Annotated in this window: 17 protein-coding genes and 1 riboswitch; of the genes, 7 read left to right on the top strand and 10 right to left on the bottom strand. The window is 75.0% G+C overall.

From position 1 onward, the window contains the following. Positions 1 to 38: 38 nt before the first annotated feature. Positions 39 to 980, bottom strand: coding sequence for a class I SAM-dependent methyltransferase (locus tag F593_RS0119625; RefSeq protein ID WP_022930450.1), 942 nt, complete (start codon positions 978 to 980; stop codon positions 39 to 41). Between the two features lie 43 nt (positions 981 to 1,023). Between F593_RS0119625 and F593_RS0119620 the strand changes: the two genes are divergently transcribed. Beyond that, entirely contained in the window at positions 1,024 to 1,821 is a 798-nt protein-coding gene (locus F593_RS0119620) for a class I SAM-dependent methyltransferase (RefSeq protein ID WP_022930449.1), read from the top strand. Between the two features lie 43 nt (positions 1,822 to 1,864). After that, positions 1,865 to 1,960: riboswitch (TPP riboswitch) on the top strand. A gap of 89 nt (positions 1,961 to 2,049) precedes the next feature. Next, positions 2,050 to 2,850 carry a 3-oxoacyl-ACP reductase gene (locus F593_RS0119615; RefSeq protein WP_022930448.1) on the top strand — a complete coding sequence of 267 codons (801 nt, stop codon included), beginning with the start codon at positions 2,050 to 2,052 and terminating at the stop codon, positions 2,848 to 2,850. An 87-nt stretch (positions 2,851 to 2,937) separates the two neighbouring features. On the opposite strand, the gene F593_RS0119610 is transcribed toward F593_RS0119615, so the two are convergent. Next, the gene (locus F593_RS0119610; protein WP_022930447.1) at positions 2,938 to 4,374 is read right to left on the bottom strand and encodes a cryptochrome/photolyase family protein; all 1,437 of its coding nucleotides are present in this window, start codon (positions 4,372 to 4,374) and stop codon (positions 2,938 to 2,940) included. 135 nt (positions 4,375 to 4,509) lie between these two features. Here F593_RS0119610 and F593_RS0119605 point away from each other — a divergent pair, with 135 nt between their 5' ends. Next, positions 4,510 to 5,133, top strand: coding sequence for an LON peptidase substrate-binding domain-containing protein (locus tag F593_RS0119605; protein ID WP_022930446.1), 624 nt, complete (start codon positions 4,510 to 4,512; stop codon positions 5,131 to 5,133). 2 nt (positions 5,134 to 5,135) lie between these two features. After that, a complete protein-coding gene (locus F593_RS0119600) occupies positions 5,136 to 5,594 on the top strand; it encodes a GNAT family N-acetyltransferase (RefSeq protein ID WP_022930445.1) in 459 nt (152 codons plus the stop codon). Positions 5,595 to 5,607: 13 nt separating this feature from the next. On the opposite strand, the gene F593_RS26895 is transcribed toward F593_RS0119600, so the two are convergent. The 5 genes from F593_RS26895 to F593_RS0119575 all read right to left on the bottom strand — a co-directional run bounded on the left by F593_RS26895 (position 5,608) and on the right by F593_RS0119575 (position 11,809). After that, a complete protein-coding gene (locus F593_RS26895) occupies positions 5,608 to 6,519 on the bottom strand; it encodes a DMT family transporter (RefSeq protein ID WP_022930444.1) in 912 nt (303 codons plus the stop codon). Next, complete coding sequence (locus tag F593_RS0119590) at positions 6,516 to 7,643, bottom strand: epoxide hydrolase family protein (RefSeq protein ID WP_028721827.1); 1,128 nt, start codon at positions 7,641 to 7,643, stop codon at positions 6,516 to 6,518. Before F593_RS0119590 ends, F593_RS26895 begins: the two co-directional genes overlap by 4 nt. Positions 7,644 to 7,764: 121 nt before the next feature. Continuing rightward, the gene (locus F593_RS0119585; RefSeq protein WP_022930442.1) at positions 7,765 to 8,568 is read right to left on the bottom strand and encodes an alpha/beta fold hydrolase; all 804 of its coding nucleotides are present in this window, start codon (positions 8,566 to 8,568) and stop codon (positions 7,765 to 7,767) included. Continuing rightward, positions 8,565 to 10,205 (bottom strand): flavin-containing monooxygenase, encoded by a 1,641-nt coding sequence (locus F593_RS26890; protein WP_022930441.1) that lies wholly within the window; start codon positions 10,203 to 10,205, stop codon positions 8,565 to 8,567. Before F593_RS26890 ends, F593_RS0119585 begins: the two co-directional genes overlap by 4 nt. Further along, entirely contained in the window at positions 10,202 to 11,809 is a 1,608-nt protein-coding gene (locus F593_RS0119575) for a GMC family oxidoreductase (RefSeq protein ID WP_022930440.1), read from the bottom strand. Before F593_RS0119575 ends, F593_RS26890 begins: the two co-directional genes overlap by 4 nt. A gap of 81 nt (positions 11,810 to 11,890) precedes the next feature. Between F593_RS0119575 and F593_RS0119570 the strand changes: the two genes are divergently transcribed. Next, positions 11,891 to 13,219: a PucR family transcriptional regulator gene (locus tag F593_RS0119570; protein WP_022930439.1), complete on the top strand. Its 1,329-nt coding sequence runs from the start codon at positions 11,891 to 11,893 to the stop codon at positions 13,217 to 13,219. Positions 13,220 to 13,240: 21 nt separating this feature from the next. Here the strand turns inward: F593_RS0119570 and F593_RS0119565 are convergent, their stop codons facing one another. Beyond that, the gene (locus tag F593_RS0119565) at positions 13,241 to 14,758 is read right to left on the bottom strand and encodes a flavin-containing monooxygenase (protein ID WP_022930438.1); all 1,518 of its coding nucleotides are present in this window, start codon (positions 14,756 to 14,758) and stop codon (positions 13,241 to 13,243) included. Between the two features lie 106 nt (positions 14,759 to 14,864). Here F593_RS0119565 and F593_RS0119560 point away from each other — a divergent pair, with 106 nt between their 5' ends. Both F593_RS0119560 and F593_RS0119555 read left to right on the top strand, forming a co-directional pair. After that, positions 14,865 to 15,566 (top strand): TetR/AcrR family transcriptional regulator, encoded by a 702-nt coding sequence (locus F593_RS0119560; protein ID WP_022930437.1) that lies wholly within the window; start codon positions 14,865 to 14,867, stop codon positions 15,564 to 15,566. Between the two features lie 41 nt (positions 15,567 to 15,607). Then, positions 15,608 to 16,210 (top strand): hypothetical protein, encoded by a 603-nt coding sequence (locus tag F593_RS0119555; protein WP_022930436.1) that lies wholly within the window; start codon positions 15,608 to 15,610, stop codon positions 16,208 to 16,210. Between the two features lie 31 nt (positions 16,211 to 16,241). Here F593_RS0119555 and F593_RS0119550 read toward each other — a convergent pair whose 3' ends face one another. Next, the gene (locus F593_RS0119550) at positions 16,242 to 17,723 is read right to left on the bottom strand and encodes a hypothetical protein (protein ID WP_157252010.1); all 1,482 of its coding nucleotides are present in this window, start codon (positions 17,721 to 17,723) and stop codon (positions 16,242 to 16,244) included. Positions 17,724 to 17,805: 82 nt separating this feature from the next. Continuing rightward, the gene (locus tag F593_RS0119545; protein ID WP_022930434.1) at positions 17,806 to 19,371 is read right to left on the bottom strand and encodes a gamma-glutamyltransferase; all 1,566 of its coding nucleotides are present in this window, start codon (positions 19,369 to 19,371) and stop codon (positions 17,806 to 17,808) included. Positions 19,372 to 19,595: the final 224 nt, after the last annotated feature.

Below are 19,595 nucleotides of genomic sequence, written 5' to 3'. Positions count from 1 at the left end.
GCGCCTGTCGGCCGCCCCCCGGGGGGGTTGCGGCCCGCTCAGCCCGCCTTGCGGGCCGTGACCATCAGGTTGTAGAAGATGCTCGCGGGCAGCCGGCCCTCGAGCAGGCGGCGGTCGAGCTTCTGGAAGAAGAGGTAGCCCTTGAAGGCGTACATCTTCCAGCCCCAGGGGACGTCCTCGTCGCGGGCGCTGGACTCCATGCCGCGGTTGAACCAGCCGAACCAGTTTGCGGCGAGCTCCTCGCCCTGCACGTCGACCGTCTCGAACCCGGCGGCGGCGATGGGCGCGCGCAGCTCCGTGGGGACGAACGCGTGGACGTCGACCTGCGACTCCAGCGCGTGGTTCTCCGCGCCGCCGTCGTCGTGGCCGTGCTGGGCCGGACGGGCCCGGATCACGCGGCGCCACAGCGGCGCGGCGTAGTCGGCGGCCTTCTTCGGGACGATCGCGATCTTGTCGCCCGTGCGGGACGGCTCACCGGCGAAGAGGATGACGCCGCCGGGGCGCAGCACGCGGTGGAACTCGCGGAAGGCCTGCTCGAGGTCCGGGATGTGGTGCAGGACGGCGTGACCGAGGACGAGGTCGAAGGAGGCGTCGTCGAAGGGCAGGCGCTCGGCGTCGGCGACGGCGGTCTCGACCTGCAGGCCGAGCCGCTCGGCGTTGCCGCGCAACGCATCGATCATGCCGGGCGAGATGTCCGTGGCGGTCGCGGCGCCGACGATGCCGGCCTTCAGCATGTGCAGGCTGAAGTAGCCCGTGCCCGCGCCGATCTCGAGCGCGGCGTCGAAGTGCGGCAGCGGCGTGCCGAGCAGCTTCTCGAGCTTCTGGCGGACCTGATCGGCGCCGACCTCACCCCAGTCGATGCCCCACTTGGCGTCGTACTGCGCCGCCGCACCGTCGTGGTACCGGGTGTTGACGTCGCGGATGCGCTCGGCCGTATCGGGCTCCGCAGCCGCACTACCGGTGGTAGGAAAAGGGCTCATGGGCCGCCGCAGTCTACGGCCCGTCCAGTACGTTTGCGGACCGATGACCGCGCCCCCGCAGCACTACGTCCAACGGAACCAGCCCGAGGGCGTTCCTCCGCTGGAGCTGACCGGCGAGCGGACCCTCCCCGACGTGCCGGAGGAGAACTACTGGTACCGCCGCCACCTCGTGGTCTACGAGTGGATCGCGGAGCGGGTCGCGGCGCGGACGTCGCCGGCCAAGGTCGTCGACCTGGCCTGCGGCGAGGGCTACGGCACCGACGTGCTCGCCGGGGCGGCGAAGGAGGCCGTCGGCGTCGACGCGAACCCCGAGGCCTACGAGCACGCGCGCCTGCGCTACACGCGGGACAACGTCCGCTTCGTGCGCACGCTCGTCGAGACGTTCGACGAGCCGACCGACGTCCTCGTCTTCCTGCAGACGATCGAGCACGTGCAGGACCCCGACGCGATCCTCGAGCGGTTCAAGACCCTGATCGGCCCGGACGGCGAGGCCTACGTCTCGACCCCGAACCTGCTCACGCTCGCGCCCCCCGGCGCGGAGAAGTCCGAGAACCCGTGGCACATCAAGGAGTACCGGGCCAGCGAGTACCGCGAGCTCCTCGAGCGCCACTTCGGCCACGTCGAGATCCTCGGGCTCTTCCACGCCCGCAAGCTCAAGGTCCACGCGTGGGCGATCGAGCACCTGGGATGGGACCGGATCCACAAGACGCTGCGGATCACGAAGCCGTTCTACGCGTGGTTCACCCCCGCGATCGCCGCCTCGGACTTCGTGCTGCGGTCCGCGGCCGACGGGGCGAACCTCGACGAGGCGCTCGACTTCGTGGCGGTCCTGCGCCCCTGAGGGCGCGGGCGGAACCGGAGCGGGACGCGGTGCTACGGTGCCGCGCAGCGACACGGGGTGCCAGGGAGTCCTGGCTGAGAGCACACCCGTCGAACCTGATCCAGCCAGCACTGGCGAAGGGATGTCGAGCGCGGTCCCCGCGCACCCCGCCCGACGGAGGTCTCCCGGGCGGCGTGCCGCGGGGCGCCGGGTGCCGGCGTGCCCTCGCCCTTCCCGAGAGGCACCCGCATGAGCACGTCCATCCGCCCGCAGTCCGACCCTCGCGCTCCGGCGCTCGCCGACCAGGTCGTTCTCGTCACCGGCGGCGCTCGCGGCCTGGGCTTGAGCCTCACCGAGGCGTTCCTGCGCGAGGGCGCGAAGGTCGTCGTGAACTACCGCACCAGCCGCGAGGCCGCCGAGGAGCTCGAGGCGGCCAATCCCGGGCGCGTCGTCGCGATCCAGGCCGACGTGCGGGACCGCGGCCAGGTCGACGCGCTGCTCGCCCGCGGGAGCGAGGCGCTCGGCGCCCCGGTCTCCACCGTCGTCAACAACGCGCTCGTCGACTTCGCGTTCAACGGCGACGCGCGGCCCCACGCCCACGAGATCGGCTACGACGCGCTCTCGGCGCAGTTCGCCGGATCCGTCCAGGGCGCCCTGAACGTCATCCAGGCCGCGCTCCCCGGCTTCGAGCGGCTCGGCTCGGGCCGCGTAGTCAACGTCGGCACGAACCTCTTCCAGAACCCCGTCGTGCCGTACCACGACTACACGGCGGCGAAGGCGGCGCTGCTCTCCCTCACCCGGACCTTCGCCGCCGACCTGGGGCCGCGCGGGATCACCGTCAACATGGTCAGCGGCGGCCTGCTGCGCACCACGGACGCGAGCGCCGCGACGCCGGAGGCCGTGTTCGACGCGATCGCGGCGAGCACGCCGCTGCGCTCCGTCACCACCCCGGCCGAGTTCGCCGACGCGGTGCTGTTCTTCGCGGCCCCCTGGTCGCGCGCGGTGACGGGACAGAACCTCGTGGTCGACGGCGGGCTCGTCAAGGACTGAGGACCGAGGACCGCGCCGCCCGCCGCCGTCGCGCGTCAGGGCGGCGCGGCACGGTGTCCTTTCGCGCCGCGCCGCGCGCGTCGGCGCTCAACCGTCGCCGGCCGACCGGTAGCGGGCGGCGGCGACCGCGCGCTGCTCGGCGTGGTCGACGATCGGGCCCGGGTAGTCCTCGCCGATGACGCAGCCCGCGGCCTGCTGCTCGAGCGGGCCCATGGTCCACGGCTCGGCGATCCGCTCGACGGGGACGTCGCGCAGCTCGGGCACCCAGCGGCGCACGTAGCGCCCCTCGGGGTCGAACCGCTGCAGCTGGCGGGTCGGGTTGAACATCCGCTGGAAGTACGGCTTGGGGTCGACGCCGATCGAGGTGACCCACTGCCAGTTGCCGTCGTTCTGGTTCGGCTCGCCGTCGAGCAGGTGCGCGTAGAAGTGCGCCTCCCCCAGCCGCCAGTCCAGCTGCAGGTCCTTCGTGAGGAACGACCCCGTCACGAGCCGTGCGCGGTTGTGCATCCACCCCGTCGCGGCGAGCTGGCGCATCCCTGCGTCGACGAGCGGATAGCCCGTGCGCCCGGTGCGCCAGGCCTCCAGCGCATCGTCGTCGGTCTCCCAGGTCAGCGCGCGGTAGCGCGCCTGGTGGGCCTGCAGGCGGTCCTCGGGGTGGTGCAGGTAGACGTGGGCGTAGAAGTCGCGCCACGCGAGCTGGCGGACGAACGCGGCGGGACCCGGGCCCGACAGCCGGCGCGCGCGGGCCTCGAGCCACCGCGGGGAGATCGTGCCCCAGCGCAGGTGCGGGGACAGGCCGCTCGTGCCGCCCGCGGAGCGCTCGGTGCCCTCGGCCCCGGCCAGCACGTCGTGCAGGTCGTCGTAGGTCGCGACCGGACCGTCGAGCCACTCGCGGGCGGCGGCGAGGCCGGCGTCCTCCCCCGGCTCGTGGAACCGCTCGGGCGCGTCGGGGCGGCCGGTGCCGCCCAGCGCATCGGGCGCGGGGAGCGGCTCGGACGGGACGTCGGGGACGACGAGGCCCGCCGGCGCGTCGAGCACCGAACGGCGGTCGAGGTGCTCCCAGGCGCGGGCGAAGGGGCTGAAGACGGTGTAGGGGCGGCCCTGGCCGGTGCGCGGAACGGACGGGTCGGCGACGTACTGGCCCGGGGAGGGGCGGGCCTCGATCCCGGCCTGACGCAGCGCGGCGGTCACCCGGGTGTCGCGGCGGCGGGCGAACGGGCTGGCGTCGCTCGTCCAGCGCACGACCGTGGCGCCCGTCTCGCGGGCCAGCGCGACGAGGACGGCTGCGGGATCCCCGTGGCGGACGACCAGTCGGCCGTCCCGCTCCCGCAGCGACGCGTCGAGCGCGCGCAGGCAGCCGGCGAGGAAGTGCGCGCGGGGACCGCTCGCCGCGCGGCCGTCGGTGATGACGGGGTCGACGACGAAGAGGGGGACGACCGCGTCGGCCGCCGCGGCGGCGTGCAGCGCCGGGTGGTCGCGCACCCGCAGGTCGCGGCGGAACCAGACGATCTCCGTCGTACCCATCGAGAGGGCTACGACGGGACCCCGGCCGCCGGTTGCGGCGGGACGTCCGCCCGCGCCCGCGCGGCCCGGCGGGGGTTGGCGCGTCCTGGGCGCCGAGGGGTCGAGGACGCCGGGCGACCGGCGTAGACTCGGTGCATGGCCGATTCAGACCCCGATCTGCCGCTCTTCCCCCTCGGACTCGTCGCGCTGCCGGGCGAGCAGGTCCCCCTGCACCTGTTCGAGGAGCGCTACAAGGAGCTCGGCGCCCGCTGCATCGCCGAGAACCGCGAGTTCGGCATCGTCCTCGTCGACGAGGACGGGCCGCGCTCCGTCGGCTGCGCGATGCGCGTGACCGAGGTGCTGCAGCAGTTCGACGACGGGCGGCTCGACGTCGTCACCCGCGGCACCCGGCCGTTCCGCGTGATCGAGGAGCACCACCGCCACGCCTACGCCTCGGCGCAGGTGGAGTTCCTCGACGACGAGCCCGAGGCGCTCGACCAGGACGCCGCCGCCGCCGTGCGCCAGGCCTACGCCTCGCTCGCCAACCAGGCGACGGAGCACGAGGTCGCCCCCGCCGACCTCGTCGCCGCGTCCTCCTACGACCTCGCCGCGTCCGTCGAGTTCGCGCCCGACGCCAAGCAGCAGCTGCTCGAGGCGCGGTCGGAGAACCAGCGCCTGCGCCAGCTGCTCGCGCTCCTGCGCGCCGCGCTGAAGCGGCTGGAGTTCGCGGACCTCGCCGAGGTCCGCGGGGCGAGCAACGGCGTCGTCCGCTTCGGCTGACCGTGGAGGGCATCGAGCTCCGCCCGGCCCGCCCGGACGACGAGGACGCCGTCCTGGCCCTCGTCGGCGCCGACGCGATGACGCGGGCCCGCGTCGCGGGCGACTGGCCGGCTCCCGCCCAGCGCGACGGGTTCCGCCGGATCCTCGCCGCGGAGGACCACGAGCTGCTCGTCGCCGTGCGGGGCGACGCGGTCGTCGGGGTGCTGCAGCTGTCCGTCCTGCCCGAGTTCGCCCGCGACGGCGACCGCGCGCAGCTCGAGACCATCCACGTCGCGGCCGCCGAGCGTGGGACGGGCGTCGGCACCGCACTGGTCCGCCACGCGATCGGACGGGCGCGCGAGCGCGGCTGTGGCCTCGTGCAGCTCACGAGCTCGAAGTCCCGCGAGCGCGACGGCGCCCACCGCTTCTACGCGGGGCTCGGGTTCGAGGCCTCGCACGAAGGCTTCAAGCTGCAGCTCTGAGCGGGCCGCGGCCTCAGGGCAGCGGTGTGCGGGGCGGGCGCGCCGGTCGGGGCGCTCGCCCCGCGCCCGCGGAGCGGCTGCCGATGACGGACCCCCCGATCACGAGGACGATGCCGAGGACGACCCCGGCGGTGATCGCCTCGTCCAGGAACGCCGCGCCGTAGCCGACGGCGAACACGGGCGCCAGGTAGGTGACGAGCATCGTGCGGGACGGACCGACCTCGGACACCAGCGTGAAGAAGATGAGGTACGCCAGTCCCGTCCCGACGGCGCCCAGGACGAGCAGCGCGACGATCGCGCCGCCCGACGGGCTGGGCGGCGCGGCGGACGGCAGCGCCACCGCGCCGGTCATGGCGGTGGACCACAGCAGCGTGGACGCCGAGACCGCGAGGGGCGGCATGCCTGCGAGCTTGCGGCGGGAGAGCGTCGAGCCGACGCCGTACCCCAGGGCGGCCAGGACGAGGGCGAGGCCCGCGACGACGAGGCCGCCGCTGCCCGACAGATCCGCACCGAAGAGCAGCACCACGCCGACGAACCCTATGCCGACGCCGACGAGCCCACGGCGGCCGAGCGCCGTGTCGGGCACGAAGCGCACGGCCAGGAGCGCCGTGAAGAGCGGCGCGGTCGCCACCAGCACCCCCGCCAGCCCGGAGGGGAGGCGCCGCTCGCCCCACGAGATCAGGAGGAACGGCACGGCGATCTGCGCCGCACCGATGGGGGCCGTCCACCGCAGGCGGTCGCAGATCGCGGCCACCCCCACCTGTCGCACCGCAAGCGCGGTGATGATCAGCGCGCCCACGCCGATCCGGATGAACGCCACCCACGCCCACGGCACACCGTCGTCGAGGGCGACCTTGATGAGCGCGTAGCTGCCGCCCCAGATGCTGGCGAGCAGCAGGAGCAGGACGGTCTGCCGGCGGGTCACCGCAGAGGCCCGAAGAACGCGGTGATGTCGGCCGCGAGGAGCTCGGGCTCCTCGATTGCCGCGAAGTGGCCGCCGCGGGGCATGCGCGTGTACCGTGCGACCTCGTACGAGCGCTCGGCCCAGCTCCGCGGAGGCTGGACGAGGTCGCCGGGGAAGAGGGCGACCGCCGTCGGCACCCGCACACGCGGCGCGGCGAAGCTGCGGTTGAACGCCGCCTCGTAGTACGGGCGCAACGACGTGCCGATCGTGTTCGTGAACCAATAGAGCGACGCCTGCGTGAGCACGAAGTCGTCGCTGAGGCTCGCGGGCAGCCCCTCCCCGTCCGTCCACGCCCGGTACTTCTCGAGGATCCAGGCCAGCAGCCCGACCGGCGAGTCCGACAGGCCGTAGCTCAGGGTGACCGGGCGGGTCGCCTGCTGGTGCAGGTATCCGCCCTCGCCGGCGGACCACGCCGCGACGGACTCGCGGAACGTCCGCTCCTCCGCCGTGAGGGTCTCCGGGTCGACCTCGAGCGGCTCGCGGACGGCGAGCAGATGGATCCCGACGACCGCCTCCGGGTGCGCCCCACCCAGGTTCGACGTCACGCCCGCGCCCAGGTCGCCGCCGTGCGCCCCGTAGCGGTCGTGGCCGAGCTCGTCGTACATCAGCCGGTGCCAGAGCTCGTGCGTCGGCGTGCCGGCAGCGACCCGGGGGCGCGCCGGCGACCACCCGAACCCGGGCAGCGACGGCACGACGATCTCGAACGCGTCCTCGGCCCGGCCCCCGTACCGCGACGGGGTGGCCAACCGCCGCGCCAGGGCGGTGAGCTCGAGGACCGAGCTCGGCCACCCGTGGGTGAGGACGAGGGGCAGCGCACCGGGCACCTCGGCCGCGAAGTGCAGGTAGTGGACGGGCGTGCCGTCGATGTCGACGGCCCTCGAGGGCAGCGCCTCGAGGGCGCGCTCGTGGTGCCGCCAGTCGTAGTCCGACGCCCACAGCGCGACGAGGCGCCGCAGCTCGCCCTGTGGCGTCCCCGCGTCCCAGCCCGGGAGCGCCCACGGCTCCGACCAGCGCGTGGCGCGCAGTCGGCGCTGCAGGTCCTCGAGCTCCGCGTCGGGGACGCGCAGGTGGGCTGATGGGGTCACGACGCGCTCTCGGCGGGGGGACGGGCGGCGGGCCACCCGGGGACGGCTCCGAGCGTACCCGCCCGCGGGACGGCACCGGCCGTGGGCGTGCCGCCTGGGCACTCGGCGCCGGGCCCCGAGCTCAAGCCGCGCCGGCACCGCGACGGATGGCGGCGGCGCACATCCCCGGGTCGTCCGTGAACGGCACGTGGCCGAGGCCCGGCAGCGGCACGTGCCGCGCCCCCGGCAGGGCCGCCCGTGCCCGGGGCGCCTGCAGCGCGTAGGGCAGGAGCAGGTCGCGCGTCCCCCACAGCACCGTCGTGGGCGTGCCGGCGAGCTCGTCGCCGCGCGCGAAGACGTAGTCGTCGAACGCCCGGAGCGCGGGACCGAACGCCGGGGCGGCCCAGCCGTCGCGGAGCGTCGCGCGGAACTCGTCGGCGGGCACGCGCCACGGCCGGGCGAAGAGCTGGGCGGCCAGCGCCGTCCGACCCACGGGGCTGCCCGCCGCGGCCACCACCGCGGGACGCAGCGCGCGCGGCAGGCCCGCGAGCACCCCGAGGGTCGCCTGGCAGTACCGGCGCTCCGGCGCCGTCCAGAAGCCGGCGGGCGAGATCGCCGTCGCGGAGCGCACCACGCCGCGGCGGGCGAGCTCGAGTGCGATCGCGCCGCCCATGGAGTTGCCGGCGACGTGCGGCCGGTCGAGCCCCTGCGCGGCGATCCACCCGGCGAAGGCGTCGGCGTAGGCGGTCACGTCGGGCCGCACCCCCGCGGGCAGCGGCGCCGAGCGGCCGAACCCCGGCGAGTCGCATGCGTGCACGTCGAAGTCGCGGGCGAGGTCGCCCATGACGGGCGCGAAGGCCTGCCAGCGGTGCCCGATGCCGTGCAGGAGGAGGAGCGGCTCGCCGCGTCCCTCCCGGTGGTGGTGGACGACGGGCGCCGCCGTCATCGGACGCCGGCGGGGTCGGCGTCGTGGGCCGCATCGGCGCCCGTGGCCCCCGTGGACGTGGTGGTACCGGCGCCGTTGACCGGGTCGTCCTCGCCCGCTGCCCCGACCACGTCGGCCAGCCGCCCCAGCGAGCGGTACTCCCCCAGGTCGATCTGCCGGGTGTCGCGCTGGTACTCCCTCATCTGCCCGGGCCAGTTGTTCACGATCCGGCCGTCGGGCCCCTGGCGGTACCAGGAGCGGCAGCTCGACCAGACGGAGTGGCGCAGGCGCTCCTGCACCCGCTCCGTCGAGATCCGCTGGACCTCGGGCCGCAGCTCGAGCGCCGCCGTGCCGCTGGCCCGCAGGGTCCGCAGGGCGCTCAGGACGTACCGGACCTGCGCCTCGATCATCACGATGATCGACCCGAAGCCCAGGTTCGTGTTCGGGCCGTAGAGCAGGAAGAGGTTGGGGAACGCGGAGACCGTGATGCCCAGGTGCGCCTCGGCGCCGCCGGCCCACGCCTCGGCCAGGGTCCGGCCGCCCGTGCCGGTGACCTCCATCGGCGCCACGAAGTCGTGGGTGCGGAACCCCGTGCCGTAGATCAGGACGTCGGCCGGGCGCTCGCGCTCCGTGCCGTCGGGCTCGCGGACGACGACGCCCGTGGGCGTGATCCGGGCGATCGGGTCGGTGACGACGTCGACGTCGGGGCGCGTGAGCGCCGGGAGGAACGCCGAGCTGAAGAGGACCCGCTTGCAGCCGATGGGGTAGTCCGGGAACAGCTTCTGCCGGAGCGCCGGGTCCGTGACCTGCCGGCGCATGTGCCACGTGGACCAGGCCCGAAGCGCCAGGCGGATGGCGGGCATCCGGGTCTGGCCCGCGATCCCCGTCTCCATGAACGTCCACATCCCCAGCCGGCGCAGCGCCTGCAGGCCCGGGACGCGCTCGATCGCCTTCCGCGCCCAGCTCGCGTAGGGCCGGTTGCGGCGCGGGAGGATCCAGTTCGCGGTGCGCTGGTAGACGTCGAGGTGCTCCGCGGCCTCGGCCACCGGGGGGACGAACTGGGCGGCGCTGGCGCCCGTGCCGATCACGGCGACCCGTCGGCCCTGCAGGGGCACGGAATGGTCCCAGCGGGCGGAGTGGAACGTCTCCCCCACGAAGGTGTCCTGCCCCGGGATGGACGGGAACGCCGGCGCCGAGAGCTGACCGCAGGCGAGGACGAGCGCCGCGCAGGTCAGCGTCTCGCCGCCGCGCAGCTCCACGCTCCACGCCAGCGCCTCCGGGTCCCACGACGCCCGCTCGACCGTGACCCCGGTGCGCACACGCTCGTGGAGCCGGTGGTGGCGGGCGACGTCACGCAGGTACGCGTGGATCTCGGGCTGCGGGGAGCAGGGCCGGGTCCAGTCCTTCCGCTGGTCCGTCGACAGCGAGTAGAGGTAGGACGGGACGTCGCAGGCGGCCCCGGGGTAGGTGTTGTCGCGCCAGACGCCGCCGACGTCGCCCTCCTGCTCGAGGACGACGAAGTCCTCCTGCCCCGCCTGCCGCAGGCCGACGGCCATCGCCAGGCCGCTGTAGCCCGCGCCGACGATCACGGTGCCGACGTCGAGGTCCGGGCGGGTGCGGCCCGACGTGGGCGGCAGGCTCTCGAGGACGGCGCTCACGCCGTGGCCCCCGCGGCCGCCGCGCCGACGCGCCCGCGGATGAGGTCGGCCGCGCGCTCGGCGATCATCATCGTCGGTGCGTTCGTGTTGCCGCCGGTGATGACGGGCATGACGGACGCGTCGACCACGCGCAGCCCCTGCAGGCCGTGGACGCGCAGCTCGGCGTCGACGACGGCGTCCTCGGCCGTGTCGCTCATCCGGCAGGTGCCGACGGGGTGGTAGATGAGCATGAGCCGCTCGCGGATGTCGTCCTCGAGCTCCTGGTCGTCGACGACGGACGGGCCCGGCTTGAGCTCGCGGATGACCTTCGACGCCAGGGGCTCCTGCGCGGCGATCTCGCGGGCCAGCTTCATGCCGGCGACGAGCGACTGCAGGTCCTCGGGGTCGGAGAGGCTGTTGGTGACCATCCGCGGCTTGTCGGCCGGGTCGCTCGAGCGCAGCCACACCCGGCCGCGGGCCTTCGGGCTGACGAGCACGGGGGCGATCACGACGCAGTGCCCCTCGTAGGTCTCCTCGCCGTGGTTCTCGTAGTACGCGGCGCCCATGTGGAACTGGATGTCGGCCGCCGGCAGGCCCGGCCGGGTGCGGACGAACGCGTTAATCTCGGCCACGGACGAGGTGAGCTTGCCGCTCTTGCGCAGGGCCCACTCCAGCAGGTGCTTCGGCTTGTCGGCCTGGTAGAGCGTGTCGGTGTCGGAGACCTCGAAGATCGCGCCGAGGAACGGGTGGTCCTGCAGGTTGCGCCCCACGCCGGGGAGCGTGTGGCGGGGCGTGACCCCGACCTCGCGCAGCTCGTCCGGGTCGCCGATGCCCGACAGCAGCAGGATCTGCGGCGAGCCGATCGCCCCGGCGCTCAGCAACACCTCGCGGGAGGCGCTGGCGACCTGCTCGCCCGAGCGGCCCTTGCGGTAACGCACGCCCGTCACGCGGTCGCCGTCGAGGACGAGGCCCTGGACGAGCGCGCCCGTGACCACCTGCAGGTTGGGCCGCTTCATCGCGGGCTTCAGGTAGGCGTCGGCGGCGCTCCAGCGGCGGCCGTCCTTCTGGAACACCTGGAACGGCGACACGCCGTCCTGCTCCGGCCCGTTGTAGTCGGGGATCTGCGGGATGCCGGCCGCGACGGAGGCCTGCAGGAGGTCCCGCGAGAGCCGTCGCGGCGAGCGCTGCTCCGTGACCTCGACGGGCCCGCCGACGCCGTGGAACTCCGAGGCGCCGCGGGCGTTGTTCTCCGACCGCTTGAAGTACGGGAGCACGTCGTCCCAGCCCCAGCCCGGGGCGCCCTGGCGCTCCCACAGGTCGTAGTCCAACGGTCGGCCGCGCACGTAGAGCATCGCGTTCATCGAGCTCGACCCGCCGAGCGACTTGCCGCGCGGCACGTACATCCGCTTGCCGAGGACGTGGGGCTCCGGCTCCGTCTCGTAGTCCCAGTCGAGCTTCGTGTGGAACTGGTTCGGGAACGCCGCGGGGATCCGCACGTTGATGCTTCCGTCCTTCCCGCCCGCCTCGAGCAGGAGGACCGTGACCTCCGGGTCCTCGCTGAGGCGGTTGGCGAGGACGCAGCCGGCCGAGCCGGCCCCCACGATCACGTAGTCGGCACTGGGCATGCTCCGATCCTCGTCGTGTGCGCCCGCGCGCGTACTGTGGATTCCCCACAAGCGCGGTCCCTCGCCCTAGGGTCGGTCCCCATGAGCGAGAGCAGCACCGCGGGCCGGGACGCGGCGGGCCGAGGCACGGCGGACCGGTGGCGATCGGTGGATCGGCCCGGGGTGGTCGCGGACGGCCGGTTGCGGTCGCCCGGCGCGGGGTCGGACGCCGACGCGTGGCGTGCTCTCGCCGCCCGCCTTGTCGCCGAGCCGGAGTGGCGCGACCGTCTGGCCATCCAGGTCACGGACGCGCTGCACCGCGAGGTCGAGGGGCTCGGCCGCGACTCCGAGCTGCGCGACGCCACGCGCGCCAGCACGGAGGAGAACCTGGCGATGTTCGCGGGCCTGGCGTCGCGCGGCGAGGACCCCTCGGCGGTGCGGCTCGGCGCGGCGGCGATGGGCTACGTGGGCCTGCTCGTCCGTCGGCGGTTGGACTCGGCCGTGCTCGTGCAGGTCTACCGCGTCGCCCACGGCGCGTTCTGGCGGGCGTGGACCGAGACGCTCCACGCCGCGCTCCCGCCCGAGGCCATCGGCCCCGCGCTGGAGTCGTCGGCGACCTACATGTTCGCCTTCATGGACGCGCTCACCGCCCACGCCCTGCGCGAGCACGACGAGCAGCGCGCCCGGTGGGTCCGCAGCCCGGAGGCCGTCCGCGCCGAGACGGTGCGCGCGCTGCTCGACGGCGACCCGATCGACCCGCGCGCGGCCGAGAGTCGTCTGCGCCACGGCTTGGAGCGCCACCACGTCGGGTTCGTCCTCTGGGGCGCCGCGCCCGACGCGGGGACGCCGGCCGAGCTCGAGGCGCTGGCCCGCCGCGTCGCCGGCGTCGGCCGCCCGGGCCGCGAGGCGCTGCTGCTCCACCCCCTCGGACGCGACGCGCTCGCGGGCTGGGTCAGCACCCCGGGGGCCCCAGACCCACTCCCGGAGTGGGACCTCGGCCCCCGCGTGCTCGCGGCGGTCGGTTCCCCCGGCCTCGGGGTCGACGGGTTCCGCCGGACGCATCGCGAGGCGACGGGCGCTCGGCGCGTGGCGATGCTCGCGGGGGCCGACGGCGGCAGCCGGACGGCCTGGTCGGCGGTCGCCCCGGCCGCGCTGGCCAGCGCGGACCTCGACCACGCGCGCCGGTTCGTGCAGGAGCAGCTCGGCCCCGTGGCCGCGAACGACCCGCGGGCGCGCACGTGGGCCGAGACGCTGCGGGTGCACCTCGAGCACGGCTGCAGCGTGCGCACCACCGCCGGGCTGCTCGGCGTGCACGAGAACACCGTCGCCAACCGCCTCAACCGCGTGCGCGCCGCGACGGGCCGCGACCTCGAGGGCCGCGTCACCGACGTGCTGCTGGCGCTGGCGTTGCTGCCCGTGGTGCGCGGGTGAAGGGTCCGGCCGGCGCCTGGCTCAGACCGCGGTCGGCTCCTCGGCGACGGGCGCCGACACCCGGCCGGTGCGGTCCCGGCTCGGCGGCGAGGTGAACCGCATCACGCCGTCGTCGACCTTGCCCAGGCGCAGCGCGACGGCGTCTACCGCGTAGTTCATCCCCATCCGCCACGGAGCCTTCGAGCCCGAGCGCGGCAGCTGGTCGACGGAGCGCAGGACGTAGCCGGCGTCGAAGTCCAGCAGCGGCACCTGCTCGACGGTGGGGTCGTCGTTGACCGGCGTGGCCTGCTTCTCGCCCTTGCGGTCCAGCTCGTTCAGCAGCCGCCCGACGTACTCGCCGGTGAGGTCGGCCTTCAGCGTCCAGGACGAGTTCGTGTAGCCGATCGCGAAGGCGAAGTTCGGCACGCCCTCGAGCATCATGCCCTTGTAGGTCATGGCCTTCGGCACGTCGACGGGCGCGCCGTCCTTGGCCAGCTCGATGCCGCCGAGCATGAGCAGGTTCAGGCCGGTGGCCGTGATGACGACGTCGGCCTCGAGCTCCTCGCCGCTCTTGAGCAGGATCCCCTTCTCGGTGAACGTCTCGATGTGGTCGGTGACCACGGACGCCTTCTCGGAGCGGATCGCGCGGAACAGGTCGCCGTCCGGGACGAGGCAGAGGCGCTGGTCCCACGGGTCGTAGCTCGGCGAGAAGTGCCGGTCGATGTCGTAGCCCTTCGGCAGCTGGCGCTCGAGGATCTTGCGCAGGAAGCCTTTGACGGTGTTGGGCCGGCGCTGCGAGAGCTGGTAGATGCCGATCTGCTGCAGCACGTTCTTCCACCGGACGGCGGGGAAGGCGAGCTTGTCGGGCAGCACCTTCCGGGCGCGCTCGGCGAACGGGTCGATCGAGGGCAGCGACGTGATGTACGTCGGCGAGCGCTGCAGCATCGTGACGTGCGCGGCCTCCTTCGCCATCGCCGGGACCAGCGTGACCGCCGCGGCACCGGAGCCGATGACGACGACGCGCTTGCCCGCGTAGTCCAGGTCCTCGGGCCAGTGCTGCGGGTGGACGATCTCGCCCGCGAACCGGTCACGGCCCTCGAAGTGCGGCGTGTAGCCCTCGTCGTAGCGGTAGTAGCCCGTGCAGCCCAGGAGGAACGAGCAGGTGAGCTGCTCGCGCTCGCCCGTGTCCGTGCGCTCGATCTCCACGTTCCAGCGCGCGTCGGGGGTCGACCAGTCTGCGGCCACGACCTTGCGGCCGTAGCGGATCTTCTCGTCGATCCCGTACTCCCGGGCCGTGTCGCGCAGGTACTCCAGGATGGAGGGCCCGTCGGCGATCGCCTTGGCCTCTTTCCACGGGCGGAACCCGAAGCCGAGCGTGTGCATGTCCGAGTCGGAGCGGATGCCTGGGTACGTGAACAGGCTCCACGTGCCGCCGAGCTCCTCCCGCGCCTCGACCAGGGCGAAGCGCTTGCCGGGGCAGCGCTCCTGCAGGTGGTGGGCGGCGCCGATGCCCGAGAGGCCGGCGCCGACGATGAGGACGTCGAGGTGTTCCGTGGACATGGGGCTACTCGCGAGTCGGGGGCGGACCCGGGGGACCGTAGCGACACGCAGTCGGCGTTGTCAACACCCTGTCGAGTGCGCCGACGTGTTGTACGCTCGGACACCGATGTCGGCCCCCTCCGCCCCCTCCGCGTCGTCCGACGGCACCACCGAGAGCGCGCCGTTGCCGTCCCCGTCCCCTCCCGCCCGCGGGCGCCGCGCCCCGCGGGTCTCGGGCGACGAGCGCGAGCGCGCGATCCTCGCCACGGCCGAGGAGCTGCTGCAGACCCGCGCGCTCCACGAGATCTCCGTCGACGACCTGGCGAAGGGCGCGGGCATCTCGCGGCCGACGTTCTACTTCTACTTCGGGTCGAAGGAGGCGGTCCTGCTCACGCTGCTGGACCGCATGGTCGAGGAGGCCAACGTGCTCCGGGTGGCCGCGCTGGCCGCCGCCCCGCCGGAGCCGGCGGCCCGCTGGCGCGCCGCGATCGCCGCCTTCCACGACGCCTTCGCCGCCCACCGCGCCGTCGCGCTGGCCGCCGCCGGCGCCCGCGCCAGCAGCCCGGACGTCCGCGACCTCTGGGCGCGTGTGATGGAGGGCTGGGTCCAGGAGACGACGGACGCCATCGAGGCCGAGCGCGCCCGCGGCGCCGCCCCCGACACCGTCCCGGCCCGCCACCTGGCCGTCACCCTGAACTGGATGAACGAGCGGGTGCTCCACACGACCTTCGCCGGCGAGTCGCCGGCGGTGCCGGCCGCGCAGGTCGTCGACGCGCTCGTGGCGACGTGGCTCGGGGCGATCTACGCGGGGGCGGTTCCGCCGGCGTAGGGGGCACCTGCGCGCGCGACCTGCGAGCGTGTCGCGCGCGGATGCTGAGCGAGACCGAGCTGCGCCAGTGGGCGACGGAGTGCAGGGGCCGCGCGCTCGAGGCCCTCGCGGCCGGTCGCCCCATGGTCGTCTACGACCACACGCAGGCCTGGATCTCGGCCGGCGGCGCCAGGACGCTCGCCCCGTGGTTGGTCTCCGCCGCCAGCGCACTGCAGCTCGGGCAGAACAAGACCGCGGTGCACGCGACGGACCACGCTCTCGAGCACTGGATCGGGGATGACGGCCAGCGTGGGGTCCTGTGTTCCGTGCGAGGCGAGGTCGTCCGCCGGCACCTGAAGGATCCGAAGACGGCGCGCGTCGACCTCGACGTGGCCGCACGGTTGGTACCGCAGTGGTTGCGGGCCGACGCGGAGAGGGCGGCGAGTACGTGCCACCGGGAGGCGACGGCCAGTCGGAAGCGCAAGCCCTCCGTCGGTCCCGCACCGGGGCACGCCCCGATCCCGAGTGAGCTCCCGTGGGCGACGACGGTCATCGATCTCGACCGGCCCGTGTCCGAGGCTCCGCCGAGCGTCTGGAGCGACGTCCACCGGGTGCTCGTCGCCGACGATCCTCGCGTCCCGGCCGAACAGCGCTGGGTCCGCTGACGGCACCGCCCACCGTGCGGGTTCCCGACGCTCAGCCGGACGCCCGCGCGGACACGCGGTGGACGACGTCGCCGGGGACGGGACGAACCGGCACGGAGACCGGCCCCGCCGGCCCCGTCCACCCGACCGTCGAGGGCGTCAAGGTCAGGGCCGGGTACAACGGCGCGTCGGCCGGAAGCCGGCCGACGACACGGGCACCGTCGGCGTCCGCGACCCACACGTCGCGGTCGACGGGCGTCGCTTCCACATCCGTCGCCGCAGGACCGGTGACCCAGGCGACCACTCCGGGGAGCACGCGGACCCCGACGGACGCGGCCGGCTCGCCGCCGGCCGGTGGCGGCGTGGTCACGGCGACCGTCTCGGGATCGTCGACGATGCCCCGCGCGATCGTGGGGCGCCTCGTGGCCAGGGGCGTGACCTCCGTGGCGTACGAATAGGCGTAGCTGCCACCCGACGCGCGATCGACGTGGAGCAGCACGCCGGCGGTCGCCAGGGTGGCGACCGGCGTGGTGCCGAACGCGTTGCCGTACTTGTCCCCGCCGCCGAAGCTCGCGTGGACGTGCACGTAGTCGCCGACGGCCGGGTCACAGACGAGACGCTGGGACCACTCCTGCACGTCGGTGCTCTCCTGCGCACGGACGCCGGGCACGCTCACGAGCTGCAGCCCACCCAGCGCGTCGACCGCTGCCCCGACCGGCGTGGGACAGCGTCCGGGGGTCGCGGGCCCGTAGCGCAGCACCGTGCTCGTCGAGCCCAGCAGCACGTGGCGGTCGTCGACGATGCGCACGTCCCACCCCCCGGGCTGCCGCTCCCGGTCCGGCGGCACCGTCAGCCGACGGGGACGCGCGCCGCGGGGCCACAGCCAGACGGCCGCGCGCCCCGCGACCTCGAGGCTCCACGACGCCGTGCCGTCGGGCATCACGACGATGCGGCCGTTGACCGCGCCGCGGGCCCCGACGACGGGCAGCTCGGTGCGTCGCAGGCCGACCACGCGCCCGCGGGACACCCTGCCGACCGTCACCGTCCCGCGGCGGCCGGGGCGCCACGTGCGCCAGACGAGGCGATCGCCGTTGACGCTCACGCCGCCGACCCGGGCCTGCGGGTCCGCGGCGCCGACCACGGCCAGCCGACGACCACCGTGACAGAGCACGAGCCGGGGCGACCGGCCGTCCTGGCCCACCCGTCGCAGCACGACGGGCCGACCGCGCGGCAAGCCGGTCCCGCCGAGGGCCCGCGCCGCGAGGTGGCCGAGCCCCGACGCGACCCCTCGGGTCTCGAAGCCCAGGAGGTCCTCGCCGTCCAGCAGCTCCTCGGGCGCGGTGATCTCCGCGCCGTCGGACGACCACGTACCCAGTGTCGCGACGACCCCCGGGTTCGACCGCGAGCAGTCCCCGGCGTTCTCGGCACCGACGGCGGGGGCCACCGGAACGCCGAGGGCCAGGGCGACGGCCCCGACGAGCACTGCTGGTTCGCCGCGGCGAGATGCGCGGCGGAGGGAACGGACGGGGATCATGGGCGGGACGCTCCTGGAAGACGGGACGCCCGTCGAAACCCCGGCGCATCCCGGAAGTTGCTGCGCGTCGGGCCGTCGGCCCTCAGGCCGTCGCGACCGCCCCGCCGCGCCGCGGGTCCGCGGCCGCCGACAGCGCCCCGGTCTCCGGGTCGCGACAGACGAGCTGGACGCCGCCGAAGAAGAGGTTGCGCTCGCGGAACTCCACGAGCGTCTGCCCGCCCGCCGCCGCGCAGGCTGGGTCGACACCGGGCTCGGCGTAGACCACTCCGTCCTCGAGGTGGACGCGCGGGGCGTCGACCGCGTCGACCGGGCCGCGGCCGTGGTCGACGAGCCCCACGACGGTCTGCAGCAGCGCCGAGCGAATGCGGTTGGAACCCGCGGAGCCGAGGATGGCCTCCACGCGGCCGCCCGGGGCACGCACCGCGGTCGGGGCCATCATCGACGGCATCCGGCGGCCGGGCGCGAAGGGGTCGAGGCCCCGCCCGCCGGGCCGCAGCCGCGGGTTGAGGTCCTCCTCCCCCATCACGTTGTTGAGGTGGATCCCGGTGCCGGGCACGACGACGCCCGAGCCCTCGCCGTTCGTGGCGGTCAGCGCGCAGGAGAGGCCGTCGGCGTCGATGACGGAGACGTGCGTCGTCGAGCCGAGGCGCAGGGCGAGCAGCTCGTCGGCGAACCCGTCGCGCACCAGCCCCTCCTCGAACGCGGCTGTGCGCTCGGCGTCGGCGTCGGCCATCGCGGCGACGAGCGCCGCCGCGCTCGGCGGGACCCGTCCCCCGTGCTCTCCTCGCGCCGTCGCGTCCTGCCCCACGCCGGCGCCCCGGCCGGCCGCCTCCAGGCGCCCCAACGCCAGCGCGAGCAGCACCCCGCCGGCCGACGGCGGCGGGACGGTGAGGATCTCGCGATCGCGGTAGGGCAGAGCGATCGGGGGCCGCTCCACGGCGCGGTAGGCCGCCTGGTCGGCGCGGGTCAGCGTGCCGCCGCGCTGGGCGCACCAGTCCGCGCACGCCGCAGCGAGGTCGCCGTCGCGCAGCGGGGCGGCGCCCTCGCGGCCCAGGCGCTCGATGGTGTCGCCGAGCTCGGGGTCGAGGAAGACCTCGCCCTCGCGCAGCACGCGCCCCTCGGGGAACCAGAGCGCGCGCGACTCCGGGGTCAGCCCCAGGATGCCCTCGAGCAGCACCGCGACGAAGGCCTGCTGCTCGTTGAGCGCGACGCCCTCCCGGGCCATCGCGGCCGCAGGCGCAGCGAGGTCGGCGAGGGGCAGCCGGCCCCAGCGGCGGTGCAGGCGCTCGAGCCCGTCCATCAGGCCGAACGCCGCGACGGACGCCACGCCGGCGTGGAACGTCTGGTGCGCCCCGCCGAAGTCGACCTGCACGGGGACCAGCGCGTCGAGCGGATCCCCCGCCCCGGCGGGCGCGTCGCGGCCCGGGACGGAGCAGAAGGCGTCGATCGCCACGGCGTCGCCCGTCGCCGGCACCGCGAGCAGGTGCCCGCCGGCCGCGGGCCCGGTCAGCAGCGGCTCGCAGACCCACGACGCCAGGGCCGCGGCGACGACGGCGTCGGCCGCGGTCCCGCCCTCGCGCAGGACGGCGGCGCCGACCTCGGCGGTGCGCGGGTGGCCGGCGGCCACGGTGCCGCGGGACGAGGACATGGAGGGAAGGATGGCGCGCGGGGGCAGTGCGCGCCGAGAGACCCTGGCTGGCGGTTCGTCGTACCGCTGCCACCCCGTTCCGCCGACCGCGACCGCCCCCGCGCGCCGCGGGCCACGAACGACGCCGACCGGGCCCTGGAACGCGAACCGCCCCACGGTGCGCCGTGGGGCGGAAGGGTCCTGCGTCGTCGGCCCGGGGCAGGAAGGGCCGACGTCCAGGCGCG

The sequence above is a fragment of the Patulibacter americanus DSM 16676 genome (assembly GCF_000420025.1).
In the GTDB taxonomy this organism is placed as follows: Bacteria; Actinomycetota; Thermoleophilia; order Solirubrobacterales; family Solirubrobacteraceae; genus Patulibacter; species Patulibacter americanus.
The sequence above is the reverse complement of the archived record's forward strand: the minus strand, read 5'-3'. Positions and strand labels throughout refer to the sequence as shown.